Annotated in this window: 17 protein-coding genes, 1 tRNA gene and 1 pseudogene; 8 read left to right on the forward strand and 11 right to left on the reverse strand. The window is 70.4% G+C overall.

What is annotated here, in order from left to right; genetic code table 11:
* Positions 1-35 precede the first annotated feature (35 nt).
* The 3 genes from IEZ20_RS25830 to IEZ20_RS25840 all read right to left on the reverse strand — a co-directional run bounded on the left by IEZ20_RS25830 (position 36) and on the right by IEZ20_RS25840 (position 2,131).
* On the reverse strand, positions 36-218 hold the full coding sequence (locus tag IEZ20_RS25830) for a hypothetical protein (RefSeq protein ID WP_189302904.1): 183 nt from the start codon (positions 216-218) through the stop codon (positions 36-38).
* A gap of 363 nt (positions 219-581) precedes the next feature.
* Positions 582-655: transfer RNA gene (locus tag IEZ20_RS25835), tRNA-Pro, on the reverse strand.
* Positions 656-700: 45 nt separating this feature from the next.
* Positions 701-2,131 (reverse strand): MFS transporter, encoded by a 1,431-nt coding sequence (locus tag IEZ20_RS25840; RefSeq protein ID WP_189302906.1) that lies wholly within the window; start codon positions 2,129-2,131, stop codon positions 701-703.
* A 219-nt stretch (positions 2,132-2,350) separates the two neighbouring features.
* Between IEZ20_RS25840 and IEZ20_RS25845 the strand changes: the two genes are divergently transcribed.
* Positions 2,351-2,929, forward strand: a complete 579-nt coding sequence (locus tag IEZ20_RS25845) for a TetR/AcrR family transcriptional regulator (RefSeq protein ID WP_189302908.1) — start codon at positions 2,351-2,353, stop codon at positions 2,927-2,929.
* A gap of 10 nt (positions 2,930-2,939) precedes the next feature.
* Here IEZ20_RS25845 and IEZ20_RS25850 read toward each other — a convergent pair whose 3' ends face one another.
* Complete coding sequence (locus IEZ20_RS25850) at positions 2,940-3,455, reverse strand: hypothetical protein (protein WP_189302910.1); 516 nt, start codon at positions 3,453-3,455, stop codon at positions 2,940-2,942.
* Between the two features lie 175 nt (positions 3,456-3,630).
* Between IEZ20_RS25850 and IEZ20_RS25855 the strand changes: the two genes are divergently transcribed.
* The gene (locus IEZ20_RS25855) at positions 3,631-3,975 is read left to right on the forward strand and encodes a cupin domain-containing protein (RefSeq protein WP_189302912.1); all 345 of its coding nucleotides are present in this window, start codon (positions 3,631-3,633) and stop codon (positions 3,973-3,975) included.
* Here IEZ20_RS25855 and IEZ20_RS25860 read toward each other — a convergent pair.
* A complete protein-coding gene (locus IEZ20_RS25860) occupies positions 3,965-4,972 on the reverse strand; it encodes a LacI family DNA-binding transcriptional regulator (protein ID WP_189302914.1) in 1,008 nt (335 codons plus the stop codon). The two genes, IEZ20_RS25855 and IEZ20_RS25860, sit on opposite strands and share 11 nt — an antisense overlap.
* 174 nt (positions 4,973-5,146) lie before the next feature.
* On the opposite strand from IEZ20_RS25860, the gene IEZ20_RS25865 reads away from it, so the two are divergent.
* A complete protein-coding gene (locus tag IEZ20_RS25865) occupies positions 5,147-6,316 on the forward strand; it encodes a Gfo/Idh/MocA family protein (RefSeq protein ID WP_189302916.1) in 1,170 nt (389 codons plus the stop codon).
* On the opposite strand, the gene IEZ20_RS25870 is transcribed toward IEZ20_RS25865, so the two are convergent.
* The gene (locus IEZ20_RS25870; RefSeq protein ID WP_189302918.1) at positions 6,288-7,310 is read right to left on the reverse strand and encodes a LacI family DNA-binding transcriptional regulator; all 1,023 of its coding nucleotides are present in this window, start codon (positions 7,308-7,310) and stop codon (positions 6,288-6,290) included. The two genes, IEZ20_RS25865 and IEZ20_RS25870, sit on opposite strands and share 29 nt — an antisense overlap.
* 191 nt (positions 7,311-7,501) lie before the next feature.
* On the opposite strand from IEZ20_RS25870, the pseudogene IEZ20_RS25875 reads away from it, so the two are divergent.
* Positions 7,502-7,841 (forward strand): annotated as a pseudogene (locus tag IEZ20_RS25875) (SDR family oxidoreductase); the annotation flags it as partial.
* 35 nt (positions 7,842-7,876) lie between these two features.
* A complete protein-coding gene (locus IEZ20_RS25880; RefSeq protein ID WP_189302920.1) occupies positions 7,877-8,881 on the forward strand; it encodes a Gfo/Idh/MocA family protein in 1,005 nt (334 codons plus the stop codon).
* A gap of 119 nt (positions 8,882-9,000) precedes the next feature.
* Here IEZ20_RS25880 and IEZ20_RS25885 read toward each other — a convergent pair whose 3' ends face one another.
* The 5 genes from IEZ20_RS25885 to IEZ20_RS25905 form a co-directional block, all read right to left on the reverse strand.
* Complete coding sequence (locus IEZ20_RS25885) at positions 9,001-9,195, reverse strand: hypothetical protein (RefSeq protein ID WP_189302922.1); 195 nt, start codon at positions 9,193-9,195, stop codon at positions 9,001-9,003.
* Positions 9,196-9,353: 158 nt separating this feature from the next.
* Positions 9,354-10,256, reverse strand: coding sequence for a sugar phosphate isomerase/epimerase family protein (locus IEZ20_RS25890; protein WP_189302924.1), 903 nt, complete (start codon positions 10,254-10,256; stop codon positions 9,354-9,356).
* Positions 10,257-10,258: 2 nt separating this feature from the next.
* A complete protein-coding gene (locus IEZ20_RS25895) occupies positions 10,259-11,164 on the reverse strand; it encodes an ATP-binding cassette domain-containing protein (protein WP_189302926.1) in 906 nt (301 codons plus the stop codon).
* 4 nt (positions 11,165-11,168) lie between these two features.
* Complete coding sequence (locus IEZ20_RS25900; RefSeq protein WP_189302928.1) at positions 11,169-12,245, reverse strand: ABC transporter permease; 1,077 nt, start codon at positions 12,243-12,245, stop codon at positions 11,169-11,171.
* On the reverse strand, positions 12,245-13,264 hold the full coding sequence (locus tag IEZ20_RS25905) for a sugar ABC transporter substrate-binding protein (protein WP_189302929.1): 1,020 nt from the start codon (positions 13,262-13,264) through the stop codon (positions 12,245-12,247). Before IEZ20_RS25905 ends, IEZ20_RS25900 begins: the two co-directional genes overlap by 1 nt.
* A 482-nt stretch (positions 13,265-13,746) precedes the next feature.
* Between IEZ20_RS25905 and IEZ20_RS25910 the strand changes: the two genes are divergently transcribed.
* The 3 genes from IEZ20_RS25910 to IEZ20_RS25920 are packed head-to-tail and all read left to right on the forward strand — an operon-like array spanning position 13,747 to position 16,933.
* Positions 13,747-15,060: an ABC transporter substrate-binding protein gene (locus tag IEZ20_RS25910; RefSeq protein ID WP_189302931.1), complete on the forward strand. Its 1,314-nt coding sequence runs from the start codon at positions 13,747-13,749 to the stop codon at positions 15,058-15,060.
* Between the two features lie 8 nt (positions 15,061-15,068).
* Positions 15,069-16,049, forward strand: a complete 981-nt coding sequence (locus tag IEZ20_RS25915) for a carbohydrate ABC transporter permease (RefSeq protein WP_189302933.1) — start codon at positions 15,069-15,071, stop codon at positions 16,047-16,049.
* Positions 16,046-16,933: a carbohydrate ABC transporter permease gene (locus IEZ20_RS25920; RefSeq protein WP_189302935.1), complete on the forward strand. Its 888-nt coding sequence runs from the start codon at positions 16,046-16,048 to the stop codon at positions 16,931-16,933. Before IEZ20_RS25915 ends, IEZ20_RS25920 begins: the two co-directional genes overlap by 4 nt.
* Positions 16,934-16,992 lie beyond the last annotated feature (59 nt).

Here is a 16,992-nt window from a genome sequence, read left to right on the forward strand (position 1 = left end):
ACCAACTCGCTCATGCGCTTGCCGCCTTTTATGCTCTAGAGCACCCCGATCACCCCGATACAGACCAGCATGGAAGCGGCAAAAGCCCCACCTCCGTACAACAAGGATTCAAGGGCCGTCTTGCCCGTGGCGCTGAAAATCACCGCGGCCACGACGGCGATCGCCAGAGATGCAAGTGCCGCCGCGAGAAGCCACAGCCCTTTGTTGTGTTCCGACACAGCTACTACTCCAACCTTTTTGTGATCAAGGCTGGAGCGGTCAGGAACACAGGAACCTGGCCGCCCAGCCGGGAATATGACTGGCGGTCATGCTTTCTGTCTCCTTCTCCATCTCCATCATCAGCGGCTTAGACGGCCCGTCCACGTAGACGTGGACCAGAAGAGCTGCTACCGCGCGTTTCGCGTGGCCCGCTAGAGCAAGCACTCTAGGGGGCCCGCACGCCGAGTGCAAATCTAGCTACCCAGAGCGACATTTGGTGGGTTTGTGACTAGATGTGACACAGGTCTCCTGGAAATGATCAAGGGCCCTGCCTCACTAGTGTGAAGCAGGGCCCTCACCTGCGACGATGGAGCAAGCTCCCGTCGGGACGACAGGATTTGAACCTGCGACCCCTTGACCCCCAGTCAAGTGCGCTACCAAGCTGCGCCACGTCCCGTTGCGGTCTCACGCGGGGTGTTCCGCGTGATCGCGCAGGTCAACACTACCGCACCTGGGCGGGTGCCCGTGTCGGGGCCGGTGCGGGGGCCGTGGTGGCGGGGTGGGGGGTGCGGCGGACGGGGACCAGGAGGGCGGCGCCGGCCGCGGCGAGGCAGAGGAGGGCGAGCAGGGCCCAGCCGTGCGTGTAGCCGGAGCCGTACGGCAGGCCCGAGGGCTGGAGCCGGCCGGTGACGAGGACGCTGGTGAGCGCGGCGCCGATCGAGCCGCCGATGGTGCGGATGTTGGCGTTCATGCCGGTCGCCGCGCCCGTCTGCTCCACCGGGACGCTGCCCACGATGAGGTTGGCCATCGAGGCGAAGGCGAGTCCGATACCGAGGCCGAAGAGACCGGCCACGACCGCTATCTGCCACTGCGCGTCATGCCACAGCGTGAGGAAGCCGCAGGCCAGCGCGCCGAGGGCTGCACCCGTGGTGAGCAGCGCCTTGGCGCCGACGCGCGGCTCCAAGCGGCCCGACAGCACGCCGGAGAGGAACATCGCGACCAGCATCGGCAGCATGAGCAGGCCGGAGGCGGTGACGCTGGCGCCGAAGCCGTAGCCGGCCGCGGACGGCGTCTGGACGAAACCGGGCAGGAAGGACCAGATCGAGTACATGCCGGCGCCGAACAGCAGGGCCGCCGCGTTGGTCGTCCACACCGCGGGCAGCCGCAGCACGCGCAGGTCGATGAGCGGGGTGCGCGAGCGGGCCTCGGCCGTCAGCCACACCGCGAACAGGACGACGGCTGCGGCGAACAGGCCGAGCACCCTCGCCGAGCCCCAGCCCCACTGCCCGGCCTGGCTCAGCGGCAGCAGCAGGGCCACCAGCCAGCCGGACAGCAGCAGCGCGCCGCCCCAACCGACCTTGCCGTCGGCCCTCCTGGGCGACTCGGGGACGTAGCGCAGGGCGATCAGCACCGTCGCGGCGACGATGGCCACCGGGATCCAGAACAGCCAGCGGTAGTCGAGCGCGGACACGATCGGCCCGGCGGCCACCATGCCGACCCCGCCGCCGGCGGCGATCACGGCGGAGAGGTTGCTGATGCTCCCGCTGACCTCGCCCGGGGCGAACTCGTCCCGGATGATGCCGAAGGAGAGCGGGAACAGGGCGCCACCGACGCCCTGGACGACCCGGGCGACGATGAGCACGCCGATGTCCGGGGCGAGCGCGGCGATGAGGCAGCCCGCGAGGACGGCCAGCAGGACGGCGACGAGGGTGCGCTTCTTGCCGACGAGGTCGCCGACCCGGCCGAGGATCGGGGTGAAGACCGAGGCGGACAGCAGATAGGCCGTCATCACCCAGGTCGCGGTGGACTGGGAGGTGTGCAGGGCGTGCTGGACGGTCGGCAGGGCCGGTGCGATCAGCGACTGCAGCATGGAGAACACGCCGGCACCGGTCGCGAGGACCGTGAAGGTGACGCGGGTTGACGCGCGGGGCATGGAGAAGCCTCTCCGGAGTCAGGACGGATCGTGGATGCGGAGCATCGGAAAGCCGGGGGGCACGGTCGTACGGGCCGTGCCGCGACGGTGGGGAGCCGGCTGGGCGGGCCGCGTCCGGCCACGGCGGAGCCGACCCCGCACTGTTAAAGTGGAGGTACCCCTCCACTGTAGCGGAGGTGCACCTCCGGTTCCAGTCGATTCCCCTCCAGGGAGGCAGCAGTGACGGCCACGCCGTTCCCCGTCAGCGAGATCGTGGCGGCTCGCCGGCCGCACCGTAAGGACGCCGCCCGCAACTACGACGCCCTGCTCACCGCGGCCCGCGAGGCGTTCGCGGAGCACGGCTCGGACGCCTCCCTGGAGGACATCGCCCGCCGTGCCGGCGTCGGCATCGGCACCCTGTACCGCAACTTCCCGACCCGCCGCGACCTGTTCGAGAGCGTCTACGCCGACGAGGTCAACGCCCTGTGCCAGGCCGCCGTCGAGCTGACCGGGCGGGAGCCGTGGGAGGCGCTGACGGCCTGGCTGAACCGGTTCGCCGGGTACATGGTCACCAAGCGCGCCGTACGCGAGGCCCTCGACGGCGAGTCGGACATCTTCCAGTCCTGCCGCGACTCCATGTACGAGGCCGGCGGCCCGCTGCTGGAGCGTGCCCAGCAGGCCGGCGCCGCCCGGGCCGACATGGACTTCGGCGACCTGCTGCGGATGGTCGCCGGGATCACGGCGACGGCGTTCGAGAGCGACGCCCAGCGCGACCGGGTCCTGTCGATCGCCCTGGACGGGGTCCGCACCGCCCGCTGAGCACGCCCGGCTACTTGATCAACGCGTTCGCCACCACCACGACCAACCCGAGCAGCGCGTCCCCGAGCCCCACGAGGACGGCGACCGGCCAGCGCCGCGCCGACCACCGGGCGGTGACGAGGCCGAGCACGAAGAGGATCACGATGTTGAGGACGAACGCGGCGTACTCGACGCCCTTCGCGGGCCACCATCCCCAGCGCGCGCCCGCGAGAAGGAAGACCGTGGGCAGTACGGCCGTGACGAGCGGCCACTCGTTGCGCATCGCGAGCAGGGCGTCCCCGCGGCGGTGCGGGGTGCGCTCGGCGATGTAGTGGGCGTAGCCGTGGGCGAGGGCGGAGGCGCCCGCGGTCACCAGCACCCAGGCGGCGTCGTAGCCGCGGACCTCGGCGGAGGTGTGCCCGTACTGCGTGAGCGCCGCGACCAACGAGCTGGCGAGGACGGCGCCGTACACCCCGCCGAAGAGGACGGCCTCGCGGGCGTCGTGCTGCCGGGGCGGCGCCGTACCGGCCGCCGTGGAGTCAGCCATCTCCCCACGATCACCCGCGCCCCGCACCCCCGCCACTCCGCCCGCACCCCCCGTGCACCCGCGCCCCTCGGGGCTGTCCGTCTCGCCGCGCCCGACGGAGTGTCCTCCCACCGGGCCCGACGCCCCACACACTGTCCACGGCGGGACGGCTCGCACGCCCACTAGGGTCGGCCGCATGACGCACAGCTTCGCGCTCCACATCCCCGACGCCGACCTCGAACCCGAGCCCCTGGAACCGGAGCAGATCGTCTCCGGGAACCCGGAGGTGACCGGGAAGGTGGTCTGGGAGTCGGCGGACGGCCGGCAGATCCGCGGGATCTGGCAGATCACCCCGGGCGTGGTCACCGACACGGAGGCGGACGAGCTGTTCGTGGTGATCAGCGGGTCGGCGACGATCGAGGTGGCGGACGGGCCGACGCTGACGGTGGGACCCGGCGACATGGCCGTGCTGCGCGCGGGCGACCGTACGACGTGGACCGTGCACGAGACCCTGCGCAAGGCCTACGCGATCAACCTGTGAGGCCGTCCCCGGGCGGTCCCGTCGTCCCCCGGATCTCCAGCGTCGGCACGGCCAGTCGCACCCGCCCCTCGCCCGCCGGCGTGTCGAAGCGGTCCAGCAGGCAGCGGGCGGCGCGCCGGCCCATCTCGTGCGGCGAGGTGTCGACGGTGGTCAGCCAGACGTGCCGGAGCCGGGAGATGCCGGTGTTGTCGTACCCGGTCACCGACAGGTCCCGGGGCACCCGCAGCCCCAGCTCCGCGGCGGCCGACAGCGCGCCCACCGCGGCCATGTCGTTGACGGCGAGCAGCGCGGTGGGCCGCTCGGGGCGGCTGAGCAGGCGTACGGTTCCGCGGTAGCCGCCCTCCTCGGTCAGATCCCCGGGCTCGACCAGCGGTTGCGCGCCGTGCGCCCGCATCGCCGCCTCGTAGCCCCGCCGGCGCAGTGCGCCGACGGCGCCGTGCCCGGCGAGGTGCGCGATGCGGCGGTGGCCGAGCCCGAGGAGGTGCTCGGTGGCGAGCCGGGCGCCCCGTTCGTCGTCGCCGGCGACGACGTCCACCTCCGGCGGCTGCTCCTCGCGTGCGCCCGCCACCACCACCGGCATCCGCCGGGCGAGCACGCCGAGCGCACCCGCGTCCGGGACCGTGCCGACGACCACCAGGCCGTCGACGCCGAGGTCCAGGAAGGGTTCGGCGAGGTCGTGGCCCATCCGGCGGTTCAGCCGGGCGTCGGCGAGGAGCATGTGCAGACCGGCCGCGTGCAGCGGGGCGTTGAGCCCGTCGAGCAGTTCCACGAACCAGGGGTTGCGCAGGTCGTCCAGGAGGACGCCGACCGTGCGGGTGCGCTGCTCGCTGAGGCTGCGGGCCGCCGCGTTCGGCCGGTAGCCCAGCTCGCGCACGGCCCGCAGGACCGCCTCCCGCTTCTCGGGCCGCACCGGGCCGGACCCGCGCAGCACCAGGGACACGAGCGACTTCGACACGCCGGCGCGTTCGGCCACGTCACGGATGGTCGGCGCTCTCACGGCAGCGGCCTCATGGCAGGACCTCACCGCAGGACCTCACAGCAGGACCTCATGGCATGGACCGTTCCATGCGGCGTGCCGCGCTGTCAAAGGGTTGACACCCAGGCCATGTCCGAACAAAGGTGGCCCGCGAGGGAGATGGACCGGTCCAAGCAGGCCAGAGAGAGGGCTGTCATGGTGGATGCGCTCGGTGTCGCCGTCATCGGTTTCGGCTGGATGGGCCGGGTCCACACCCAGGCCTACGCCCGCCTCCCGCACCACTATCCGCAGCTCGCGCTGCGGCCCCGGCTGGTCACGGTCGCCGAGGAGGTGCCGGGGCGGGCCGAGGAGGCCGCCGAGCGGTTCGGGTTCGCCTCGGCGACCCGTGACTGGCACGAGGTGGCCGCCGACCCGCGCGTCCACGCCGTGAGCGTCACCGCGCCGAACTTCCTGCACCGGGAGATCGGCGTGGCGATGGCCGAGGCCGGCAAGCACCTGTGGATCGAGAAGCCGGTGGGCCTGACCGCCGGGGACGCCCGCGCGGTCGCCGACGCGGTCGCCAAGGCCGGCGTCCAGGGCACGGTCGGCTTCAACTACCGCAACGCGCCCGCCGTGGAGGCCGCCCGCGAGCTGATCTCCTCCGGTGGGATCGGCACCGTCACGCACGTGCGCATCCGCCTCTTCAGCGACTACGCCGCCCACCCGGAGGGCGCCCTGACCTGGCGTTACGAGCGCGAGCGCGGCGGCAGCGGGGTGCTCGGCGACCTCGCCTCGCACGGCACCGACCTGGCCCGCTTCCTGCTCGGCGAGATCGCCTCGCTCACCGCCGACACGGCGGTCTTCGTCCCGGAACGCGCCCGTCCGAGCGGGGCCACGGCCGGTCACGCCCTGGCCTGTGGCGGCGAGCCGGGACCGGTCGAGAACGAGGACTACGTCAGCTGCCTGCTCCGCTTCGCCTCCGGCGCCCGCGGCGTCCTGGAGGCCTGCCGGGTCTCGGTCGGCGAACAGAACAACTACGGCTTCGAGGTGCACGGCACCCGGGGCGCGGTGTTCTGGGACTTCCGCCGGATGAACGAACTGAAGGTGAGCCGGGGTACGACGTACCAGGACCAGCCGGTGAGCACGGTGTACGTCGGCCCCGGCGCCGGCGAGTTCGCCGCGTTCCAGCCGGGCGCCGCCAACGCGATGGGCTACGACGACCTGAAGGTGATCGAGGCCTACCGTTTCGTCCGCTCCATCGCCGAGGGCACGCCGTACGGCACCACGCTCGCGGACGCCGTCCACAGTGCGACCGTGCTCGACGCGATGGCGCGGTCGGCGGAGACCGGCAGGTGGGTCAGCCTGGAGGCATGTTGTACGGGGTGACCACCTGGATCGCGGACGGCAGCAGCGGCCCGGCGGGCGGCAGCGCCCCGTGGAAGCGCATCACCCCGTGGCAGGCCTCGCGCAGATCGTGCCGCAGGTCGTGGTGGAGCACGGCGGACAGGCGGTGTTCGCGCAGCAGGCGGGTGTTGTCGTGGTCCAGGTCGTGCGCGACGAACACGGCGCAGTCGCGGCCGAGGTCGGCGAAGGCACGCAGGGTGGCGTTGTTGCCGCCGCCGATGGAGTACACCGCGCGGATCTCCGGGTCGCGTTCCAGGGCGGTGCGGACCAGGTCGTACTGCGTGGCGTCCAGGCCCTGGCCCTCGGCGATCTCCACCAGCGTGCGCTGCGGGTGCCGTGCGCGCATCACGCTGCGGAAGCCCATCTCGCGCTCCTCCTCGTTGCGGAAGAAGCCGCTGCTGAGGCTGGTGAGGACGTTGCCGGGCCGGTCGCCGAGCCACTGGCCCATCAGGTAGGCGGCGGTCGCGCCGGCCGCCCGGTTGTCGATGCCGACGTAGCCGACGCGTCCGCTCGCGGGCAGGTCGGTGACGAGGGTGACGACCGGGACGCCGGCGGCGGCGAGCCGGCCCACGGCCGCGGTGACCTCCGGGACGTCCGGCGCCTTGAGGATCACGCCCTGCGAGCCGCGCCGGGCGATCCGGTCCAGCGTGGCGACCAGTTCCCGCACCGGGCCGGTCTCGCGGAAGTGGAAGCGGCAGCGGACGACGGCCGGGTGCAGGGCGGGCAGTTCGGCCTCCAGGGCGGCGCGTACGGCGGTGGTGAACCGCTCGGGCGCCTGCGCCACGACGTCGACCATGAAGGTACGGCCGACCAGCCGGACCTGGGTGCGCTGGCGGTCGAGGTCGGCGATGGCCCGGTGCACCTCCCGCGCGGTGCTCTCGCGCACCCCTCCCCTGCCGTTCAGCACCCGGTCCACGGTGGCCTCGCTGAGACCGGCCTGACGTGCGATCTCCCGGATCGGGAACGGGTGGCCCATGGAGCGGCTCCTCGCTGCGTGAGGGGTTTTTGATGGCTGGCTGCTGGTTGTTCGAGGGGTTTGTTCTGACAAGAATGACAGGGCCGCGCCGCTTCCCCGGCCGAAACCTCCGGTGGGAACCGCGGACGGCGACGGAACGCCGGGAGAGCTGAGGCGGATCATGGGACTTCTCGACGACAAGATCGTCCTCGCACATCGCGGTCAACCTCAAGGGGCCGTTCTTCGCGATGCAGGCGGCGGTCGCCGACATGACGGCCCGCAAGGCGCCCGGCACGATCGCCGCCGAGGCGGGCCTGGCGGGCCTCACACGGAATCGGCTGGACCGCGACGGAGGGCGAGGACGCCACCCGGCGCGCCTTCCACGGCGCCGGCGACGACTGACGGGAACAGGCCGCGGCCCGGCTGCCGATGGGCAGGCTCGGCCAGCCGGACGAAATCGCCGACTTCGTGGTCTTCCTGCTGTCCGAGCGGTCCGGGGTGGTCACGGGGTCGGTGATCGACTGGGACCAGAACGTGCTCGGCGGCCTCGACCAGAACTCCGCACCCACCCTAGGAGCAGCACCGCAATGCGTATCGGAATCCTCGGCCTCGGCCGTATCGGCGCCTTCCACGCCGAGACCCTCTCCGGCCTCGACGCCGTCGAGTCGCTCGTCGTCGCCGACCCGTTCGCGGACGCGGCCAAGGCCGCCGCCGAGCGGTTCGGGGCCGAGGTCGCGGACTCGCCGGAGGCCCTGCTCGCGGCCGGTGTGGACGGCCTCGTCGTCGCGGCGGCCACCGACGCCCACCCCGCCCTGATCCTGGCCGGCGTCGAGGCCGGCGTTCCGGTCTTCTGCGAGAAGCCCGTCGCCCGGACGATGAGCGAGGGCGTCGAGGTCCTCAAGGCCGTCCAGGGCAGTGACGTGCCCATCCAGATCGGCTACAACCGGCGCTTCGACGCGGGCTTCGCCGCCGCGCGGGCCGCCGTACAGGCCGGGGAGCTGGGCACGCTGCACACCGTCCGGTGCACGACCCTGGACCCGGCGCCGCCGTCGGCCGCGTACATCGCCGCGTCCGGCGGTATCTTCCGCGACTGCTCGGTGCACGACTTCGACATCATCCGCTGGGTGACGGGCCGTGAGGTCGCCGAGGTGTACGCGGTGGGCGGCAACCGGGGCGCCGACTACATCAGGGCGGCGGGCGACGCGGACACCACCGGGGCGATCCTGACCCTGGACGACGGCACCATCGCGGTGGTGTCCAACTCACGGCACAACAAGCGCGGTTACGACGTCCGCATGGAACTGCACGGTTTCGCCGACTCCATCGCCGTCGGTCTGGACGACAAACTGCCGCTGCGCTCGGTCGAGCCCGGTGCGAGCTTCCCGTCCGGCACACCGCACGACTTCTTCATGGACCGCTTCACCGACGCCTACCGTGCCGAACTGACCGCGTTCACCGAGGTCGTGGCCGGCACCCGGCCCTCCCCGTGCACCGTCGAGGACGCCCTGGAGGCCGGCTGGATCGCCGAGGCCTGCACGCTGTCCCTGCACGAGCACCGGCCGGTGACGCCGGCGGAGGTCCGGCAGGGCTGAGCCGGCCGGACGGCGCCGGGCACCTGCCCGGCGCCGAACGCGTACCGGCCGGCCGGCCGAGGCCCGCTCACCGGTCGGCCGAGGCCCGCTTGCCGGCCGGCCGCGGGTCGGTGTGCCGGTCAGCCGCAGTACCGGATCAGCCACTCGTCCGGGTTGTAGGTGTCCCGCGCCGGGTCCGGCACCGTCGCGGGCCTCGTCTCCACCGTCTCCTCGGGGCGTATCCGCTCGGGCAGCGCGCCGAAGCGGTCGCGGCGCAGGGCCGCGGCGTCGGTCGGTTCCTGGGGTGTGCTGCGAGCTTCCGTACGGTGTGTCATCTCGTCCTCCCGTCTGCGCGGGCGTTCCCCGTTGTCTGTCAGAACGCCCGCGTGCCCCCGTTGGTTCCCGGCCACCCGGTGACCGAATCCCCAGCAACAGCGCAGGAACCGGGCCGCGGTCCTCACCGCGGCCCGGTTCCGTCCGGCCGGCCGGCCCCTCAGGCCCCGCAGGACCGCAGGAAGCGCCGGGTGCGTACGGCGATCGGCAGCGGCTTGTCCGGCTCGCAGGGGTACATGTCCTGCTCGACGATCGCGAACAGCTCCACGCCCAGCCGCTGCGCCGCCTGGAGCACCGGCCCGAGTTCCGGGACTCCGGAGGGCGGTTCGCACATCACCCCTCGCCGCACCGCGGGACCGAACGGCACCCCGCCCGCGACGACGTCGGCGAGGATGTCCGGGTCGACCTGCTTGAGGTGCAGGTATCCGATGCGCTCGCCGTAGGTCTCGATCAGCTTGACGCTGTCCCCGCCGCAGTAGGCGTAGTGCCCGGTGTCCAGGCACAGGTTGACCAGCCCGGAGTCGGTCGAGTCCAGGAAGCGCTCGACGTGCGCCTCGGTGTCGATGTGGGTGTCGGCGTGCGGGTGCACCACGATGTCCAGGCCGTAGCTCTCCCTCACCTCGTGGCCGAGCCGTTCCATGCCCTTGGTCAGGTGGGCCCACTGCTCGGCGGTCAGCTCGGGCGGTTCCAGGATCTCGGCGGTCTTGTCGTCCCGCCAGAAGGACGGGATCACCACCAGGTGCCTCGCGCCCATCGCCTGGGTGAGCGCGGCGACCTGGCTGACGTGCGCCCAGGTCTCCTCCCAGACGGCGGGGCCGCGGTGCAGGCCGGTGAAGACCGTGCCCGCCGAGACCTTCAGGTTCCGCCGGGCCACCTCGTCGGTGAGCCGGGCGGGGTCGGTGGGCAGGTAGCCGTACGGGCCCAGTTCGATCCAGTCGTAGCCGGCCTCGGCGACCTCGTCCAGGAAGCGTTCCCAGGGCACCTGCTGCGGGTCGTCGGGGAACCAGACGCCCCAGGAGTCGGGGGCGGAGCCGACCCGGATGCGGTCGAGGGCGTGGGGCATGGTCAGGAGGTCCCTTCGGGGGTGGTCGCCACGGGTGCGGTGAGGTCGCCCTCCTCGGGCAGTTCCTCGGTGTCGACGCCGCGCACCTGGGCCAGCTCGTGCTTGAGGGCCGCGAGTTCGGCGCCGCCGGCCATGTGGTTGGTGAGTTCTTCGAGGCCGATCTCGCTGCGTCCGGCGCTCAGTTCGAGGGTGCCGAGGCGCAGGACGCTGAAGTGGTCGCCGACCATGTAGGCGTGGTGGGGGTTGTGGGTGATGAAGATGACGCCGAGGCCGCGGTCGCGGGCGGCGGCGATGTACTTCAGGACCACGCCGGACTGCTTGACGCCGAGGGCGGCGGTCGGCTCGTCCAGGATGAGGACGCGGGCGCCGAAGTAGACGGCGCGGGCGATGGCCACGCACTGGCGCTGGCCGCCGGAGAGGGTGCCGATGGGCTGCTCCAGGTCGTCCAGGACGATGCCCATGTTGCGCAGTTCCTGGTCGGCGGTCTCCTTCATGCGGGCGATGTCGAGGCGGCGCAGCGGCCAGGGGCCCCTGGTCATCTCGGAGCCGAGGAAGAAGTTCCGCCACACCGGCATCAGCGGGACGGTGGCGAGGTCCTGGTAGACCGTGGCGATGCCCCGGTCGAGGGCCTCGCGCGGGGTGGAGAAGCGCACCGGGGTGCCGTCCACGAGGAACTCGCCCTCGGTGTGCTGGTGCAGCCCCGAGATGATCTTGATGAGGGTGGACTTGCCGGCACCGTTGTCGCCGAGCACGCAGGTGACCTGGCCGGCGTGGACCTCCAGGTCGACGCCGTGCAGGGCGCGGATGTTGCCGTAGGACTTGCCGGCGCCGCGCAGTTCGACGAGGGGGCCGTCGCCGGCGGGCGGGGTGTCCTTCAGGACGGCGCCGTGGGTGGTGGGGTCGGTCATCGCTTCACCTCCGGGTCGCCGTGCGCTGGACCCACAGATTGATCAGGACGGCGCCGAGGAGCATCACGCCGAGGAATGCCTTGAACCAGTCGGGGTTCCAGCCGGCGTAGACGATGCCCTGCTGCACCATGCCGAACATGAAGGCGCCGAAGACCGGGCCGATCGCGGAGCCGTAGCCGCCGGTGAGCAGGCAGCCGCCGATGACGGCCGCGGCGATGTAGATCAGCTCCTGGCCGACGCCCTCGCCGGACTGCACGGTGTTGAACGAGAACAGGTTGTGCATGCCGACGAACCAGGCGCCGAGGCCGACCAGCATGAACAGCGAGATCTTGGTGAACCTCACCGGGACGCCGACCGCGCGGGCGCTGTCCTTGTTGCCGCCGACGGCGAAGATCCAGTTGCCGTACCTGGTGCGCAGCAGCACCCAGGTGGCGAGGGCCGCGAAGACCAGCCACCAGACGATGGTGATCTTCACCTGGACCCCGCCGACGTCGAAGGTGGAGGCGAAGATCGCCTTGGCCTGGTCGAAGCCGTCCATGTCGCTGATGTCGTCGGTGGCGACGTTGCCGGTGACCATCTTGGTCACGGCGAGGTTGGCGCCCTGGAGGATCAGGAAGGTGCCGAGGGTGACGAGGAAGCTGGGCAGTCCGGTCTTCACCACCATCCAGCCGTTGAAGGCGCCGATCGCGAGGGACACGACCAGGGCCACGATCACCCCGGTCCACACGTTCAGGGTCAGCTGGTAGCTGAGCATGCTCGCGGTGAGCGCCGAGGAGATCACGGCGACGCCCGACGAGAGGTCGAACTCGCCGCCGATCATCAGCAGGGCCACCGGGAGGGCCATGATGCCGATGGTCGAGGACTGGTAGAGGATGTTCGCCATCGAGCTGCCGTCGCGCACCGGCGGAGCCGTGATCAGGAAGAAGACCAGGACGGCGACGGCACCGAGGAAGACCCCCACCTCCGGCCGGGCCAGCAGCCTGAGGGCCGGCGAGCGCCGGGCGGTGCGGCCGTCGGTCTGCTGCGGACCTGACGCCGGCGGCCTGCCCACCGCCGGCTCAGCCTGCTGGGCCATGCTCATCACCGGGTGCCCTTCGCGGCGAACTCGGCGACCTTGTCGACGTTGGACTTGTCGACGAAGGCCGGGCCGGTCAGCACCGGCTCCTCCCCGCCGCCGCTGTAGTTGCCGTTGTTCTTGTAGAGCCACAGCGAGTCGACCGCCAGGTAGCCCTGGAGGTAGGGCTGCTGGTCGACGGCGAACTCGATGGTGCCGTTCTGCACCGCCTTGACCAGTTCTTTGTTGAGGTCGAAGGTGGCCACCTTGGCCTTGCTGCCCGCGTCGCCCAGCGACTGCACGGCGGTCAGGGCGAAGGGGGCGCCGAGCGTGACGACCGTGTCGACGTCCTTGTCCTGCTTCAGCTTGGCCGTGATGGTCGACTTCACGGACGGCATGTCGGTGCCGTTCACGTACAGGGTCTCGGTGGTGCCGGTGAAGGTCTTCTTCACACCGTCGCAGCGCTGGGTGAGGCCCACGTTGCCCTGTTCCTGGATCACGCAGACGATCTTCTTGGCGCCGGTGGTGTTCAGCTTCTTGCCGAACGCCTCGCCCGCCACGCTCTCGTCCTGTCCGAAGAACTCCAGCAGGCCGAGCTTCTTCCAGTCGCTCAGTCCCGAGTTGAGGCCGACCACGGGTATGCCGGCCTGCCGGGCCTTGCCGAGCACGCCCTTCATCGCGTCGGGCTTGGCCAGGGTGACCGCGATGCCGTCGACCTTCTGGTCGATCGCGTTCTGCACGTAGTTGGCCTGGTTGCCCGCGTTGGGGTCGGCGGAGTAGACGAGCTTGACGTTGTCCTTGGCGGCGGCGGCCTCCGCGCCCTTGCGGACGGTGTCCCAGAAGGTGTCGCCGGGCGCCTGGTGGGTGACGAGCGCGACGGTCATGCGCGGGGTGTCGGCCTTGCCCGCGGAGGCGTTCGCCGCTTCCTCCTCGGCCTTCTTGCCGCCGGAACTGCTGGAACAGCCGGCCAGGGTGAGGGCTGCCGCAGCGGCCACGGCCACGAGGGGGGCCGTTCTGCGGGAGCGGGGTCGAGAAGAGCGGTCCATCTTTCCTGCACCTCACTGTGCGTGCGACGGGGCAAGGGAGACGCTGAGTGCGTTGGGACGGGATACAAGCCTCTGTCGGGCCCACTGTCAATACTTTGTTAAGACATCATTGCACGCGATGGTCAGAATGTAAGTACAAAGCAGGGACACCCCCTTCACGCCCGGCCGCCACCCGAGAGGTGTACGCCCGACCTCACCCGAGAGGCATGAGCCCAGTACACCGCACCCCGGGGCGAACGGCACCGGGCGAGCGCGCACGGCGGCGCCGTGGACGCCGTCCCCGCCGGAACGGCCCGGCGGCGGTGACGATTACGTTTCAGGCAAGAGACCCTCCGTTGCGACCGGAGCTATTGACGCATGAGCGGACTGGGGCTGTTATTACGCCCACGATGTTCGGTCGAGTTGGTTTCTGAGCGGTTTCGAAGACCTTTCGGTGATCAACTCACCCCCTTGGCCGAACCCTGTATTCCTCAGGAGCCGCCATGCGCCTCTCCCCTTCCGGTCTTTCCGTCCCCGGTCCCAGCCGACGCTCCCTGCTTCGCGGAGCGGGCGGTGCGGCCCTCCTCGCCGGGGTCGGCACACCCTTGCTGTCCGCCTGCGGAGGCAGCGGCTCCGGCTCCGACCCGAAGACCGTCACCGTCGGTTCGAACGCCTCGGACGCGGTGCCCAAGAAGGCGTTCGAGAGTGTCTACGCGGCCTTCAAGAAGCAGTCGGGCCTCACCGTCGATGTGAACACCAAGGACCACAACACGTTCCAGGAGCAGATCAACTCGTATCTGCAGGGCACCCCGGACGACGTGTTCAACTGGTTCGCCGGTTACCGCATGCAGTTCTTCGCGGCGAAGAAGCTGGCCACACCCATCGACGACGTGTGGGCGAAGATCGGGGACAACTTCCCCGAGGCGATGAAGAAGCTCAGCAAGGGCGAGGACGGCAGGTACTACTTCGTGCCGATGACGACGTACCCCTGGGCGGTCTTCTACCGCAAGAGCGTCTTCCGGCAGCACGGATACGAGATCCCCGCCACGTGGGACGACTTCGTCGCCCTGTGCAAGCAGATGAAGAAGGACGGTCTGGTCCCCATCGCCTTCGGCGACAAGGACGCCTGGCCGGCGATGGGCACCTTCGACCAGATCAACTTCCGTCTCAACGGCTACGACTTCCACGTCCGGTTGATGGCGGGCAAGGCGTCCTGGACCGACGCCAAGGTGAAGGACGTCTTCGACCACTGGGCCGAGATCCTCCCCTACCACCAGGACGGCTTCATGGGCCGTACCTGGCAGGACGCCGCGCAGACCCTGGTGGCGAAGAAGGCCGGCATGTACCTCCTCGGCTCCTTCGTGGCCCAGCAGTTCACCGACAAGGCGGACCTCGACGACCTCGACTTCTTCCCCTTCCCGGAGATCAACCCCGCGTACGGCCAGGACACGGTCGAGGCGCCCACCGACGGCTTCATGGTGAGCAAGTCCCCGAAGAACCACGCGGGCGTCGTCAAGCTGCTGGAGTACCTGGGGAGCCCGGCGGCCGAGGAGCTGTACCTGAAGACCGACCCGAGCGTGGTGGCCGCCTCCGGCAAGGCCGACACCTCCGCCTACTCACCGCTGCAGAAGAAGGCGTTCGACATGATCGGCGGCGCCAAGAGCCTCACCCAGTTCATGGACCGCGACAGCCGCCCCGACTTCACCTCCACGGTGATGCAGCCCGGCCTGCAGAAGTTCCTCCAGAACCCCAAGGGCGTGGACAGCCTGCTGTCGTCCGTCGAACGCCAGAAGAAGCAGATCTTCGCGTCCTCGTGAGCGGCCCGATGACCACCGACACGACGACGAAGACCCCGGAGCCGGCGGCCCTGCCGGCTCCGGGGGCCGCGCCCGGGAAGAAGCGGGCCGCAGGGGGCCACCGGCGCCTGCTGACCCGCCGCGACCGGTTCACCCTCGCCGTGATGGCGGGCGTGCCCACGGTCCTGCACGTGATCCTCGTCTGGGTCACCGCCCTCGCCTCGATCCTCCTCGCCTTCACCACGTGGGACGGCATCGGGTTCGACTCGATCAAGTGGGTCGGGCTGGACAACTTCGACCAGCTCTTCTCCGACAACCCGCAGTTCTGGCCGGCCGTCCAGCACAACGTCGTCTGGTTCGTCGTACTGATCCTGGTCCCGACGCCGTTCGGCCTGTTCCTCGCCGTCCAGCTGGACAAGCGGATCCGGTTCAGCCGGGTCTACCAGACCGCGTTCTTCCTGCCCGTCGTCATCTCGATGGCGTGCATCGGGTTCGTCTGGCAGCTGGTCTACAACCCGGACACGGGCCTGATCAACAGCATCCTCGGCGCCAACGAGCCCGGCCACTACATCGACTGGATCGGCGATCCCGACCTCAACCTGTGGGCCGTCCTGATCGCCGCGTCCTGGCGGCACACCGGCTACATGATGATCCTCTACCTGGCCGGTCTGAAGAGCGTCGACCCCTCGCTGCGCGAGGCCTCCGCCCTCGACGGCGCGAACGAGTGGCAGACGTTCAGGAACGTCATCTTCCCGACCCTGCGCCCGACCAACACGGTCGTCCTGGTCGTCACCATCATCGAGGCCCTGCGCGCCTTCGACCTGGTCTTCGTCTTCAACAAGGGCGCCCAGGGCACCGAGTTGCTGTCGATCCTGGTCACCAACAACATCATCGGCGAGTCCAGCCGCATCGGATACGGCTCCGCCATCGCCGTCGTCCTGCTGGTGATCTCCCTCGCCGTGATCATCCCGTACCTGATCGCCACCTTCCGGAAGGAGCGGCGCGCATGAGCACGATGAGCGCGCCGGGGAAGCGGCGTGCCCCGATCCGGCCGGCCCGGGTCCTGCTGCACGTCTTCCTCGCCGGCACCGCCCTGGCCTGGCTGGCACCCCTGCTCTGGGCGGTCTTCTCGGCCCTGCGCCCGTACAGCGAGACCAGCGCCAAGGGCTATGTGTCCTGGCCGGACACGCTGAGCCTGGACAACTTCACGCACGCCTTCCAGCAGTCGGACATGCTGCACTACTTCGGCAACACGCTGGTGATCGCGGTCCCGGCGGTGCTGCTGACGCTGTTCCTGTCCTCCTGCGTCGCCTTCTACGTCAGCCGGTTCGACTTCCGCCTCAACCTCGCGCTGCTGCTGGTGTTCACGGCCGGCAACCTGCTCCCGCAGCAGGTCATCATCACCCCGCTGTACCGGCTGTACCTGCTCACCAACCTGCCGGGCATCACCGCGAGCGGCAAGCTGTACGACTCCGCGCTGGGCCTGGTGCTCATCCATGTGGCGTTCCAGTCCGGGTTCTGCGCGTTCGTGCTGAGCAACTACATGCGCTCACTGCCGCACGAGCTGACCGAGGCCGCGCTGGTCGACGGCGCCTCGGTGTGGCGGCTGTACTGGCAGATCACGCTGCCGCTGTGCAAGCCGGCGATGGCCGCCCTGGCGACGCTGCTGTCCATCTGGATCTACAACGACTTCTTCTGGGCCCTCGTGCTGATCTCGACGGGCGAGAACATGCCGATCACCTCGGCGCTGAACAACCTCTCCGGCCAGTACTTCACCGACCCCAACCTGGTCGCCGCCGGCTCCCTGCTGACGGCGATCCCGACCCTGGTCGTCTACTTCGCGCTCCAGCGCCAGTTCGTCAGCGGCCTGACCCTGGGCTCCAACAAGGGCTGAGGCGCCCGCACCCGAAAGAGAACACCGGTGAAGTCCCTTTACGGGCAAGGCTCTTGAAG

It is taken from the genome of Streptomyces cinerochromogenes (assembly GCF_014648635.1).
In the GTDB taxonomy this organism is placed as follows: Bacteria; Actinomycetota; Actinomycetes; order Streptomycetales; family Streptomycetaceae; genus Streptomyces; species Streptomyces cinerochromogenes.

Bases quoted from the DNA above. Each gene is read 5' to 3' on its own strand.
- IEZ20_RS25840 (WP_189302906.1), bottom strand. From the start codon at position 2,131: ATGCCCCGCGCGTCAACCCGCGTCACCTTCACGGTCCTCGCGACCGGT.
- IEZ20_RS25850 (WP_189302910.1), bottom strand. From the start codon at position 3,455: ATGGCTGACTCCACGGCGGCCGGTACGGCGCCGCCCCGGCAGCACGAC.
- IEZ20_RS25855 (WP_189302912.1), top strand. From the start codon at position 3,631: ATGACGCACAGCTTCGCGCTCCACATCCCCGACGCCGACCTCGAACCC.
- IEZ20_RS25865 (WP_189302916.1), top strand. From the start codon at position 5,147: ATGGTGGATGCGCTCGGTGTCGCCGTCATCGGTTTCGGCTGGATGGGC.
- IEZ20_RS25870 (WP_189302918.1), bottom strand. From the start codon at position 7,310: ATGGGCCACCCGTTCCCGATCCGGGAGATCGCACGTCAGGCCGGTCTC.
- IEZ20_RS25880 (WP_189302920.1), top strand. From the start codon at position 7,877: ATGCGTATCGGAATCCTCGGCCTCGGCCGTATCGGCGCCTTCCACGCC.
- IEZ20_RS25885 (WP_189302922.1), bottom strand. From the start codon at position 9,195: ATGACACACCGTACGGAAGCTCGCAGCACACCCCAGGAACCGACCGAC.
- IEZ20_RS25890 (WP_189302924.1), bottom strand. From the start codon at position 10,256: ATGCCCCACGCCCTCGACCGCATCCGGGTCGGCTCCGCCCCCGACTCC.
- IEZ20_RS25895 (WP_189302926.1), bottom strand. From the start codon at position 11,164: ATGACCGACCCCACCACCCACGGCGCCGTCCTGAAGGACACCCCGCCC.
- IEZ20_RS25900 (WP_189302928.1), bottom strand. From the start codon at position 12,245: ATGAGCATGGCCCAGCAGGCTGAGCCGGCGGTGGGCAGGCCGCCGGCG.
- IEZ20_RS25905 (WP_189302929.1), bottom strand. From the start codon at position 13,264: ATGGACCGCTCTTCTCGACCCCGCTCCCGCAGAACGGCCCCCCTCGTG.
- IEZ20_RS25910 (WP_189302931.1), top strand. From the start codon at position 13,747: ATGCGCCTCTCCCCTTCCGGTCTTTCCGTCCCCGGTCCCAGCCGACGC.
- IEZ20_RS25915 (WP_189302933.1), top strand. From the start codon at position 15,069: ATGACCACCGACACGACGACGAAGACCCCGGAGCCGGCGGCCCTGCCG.
- IEZ20_RS25920 (WP_189302935.1), top strand. From the start codon at position 16,046: ATGAGCACGATGAGCGCGCCGGGGAAGCGGCGTGCCCCGATCCGGCCG.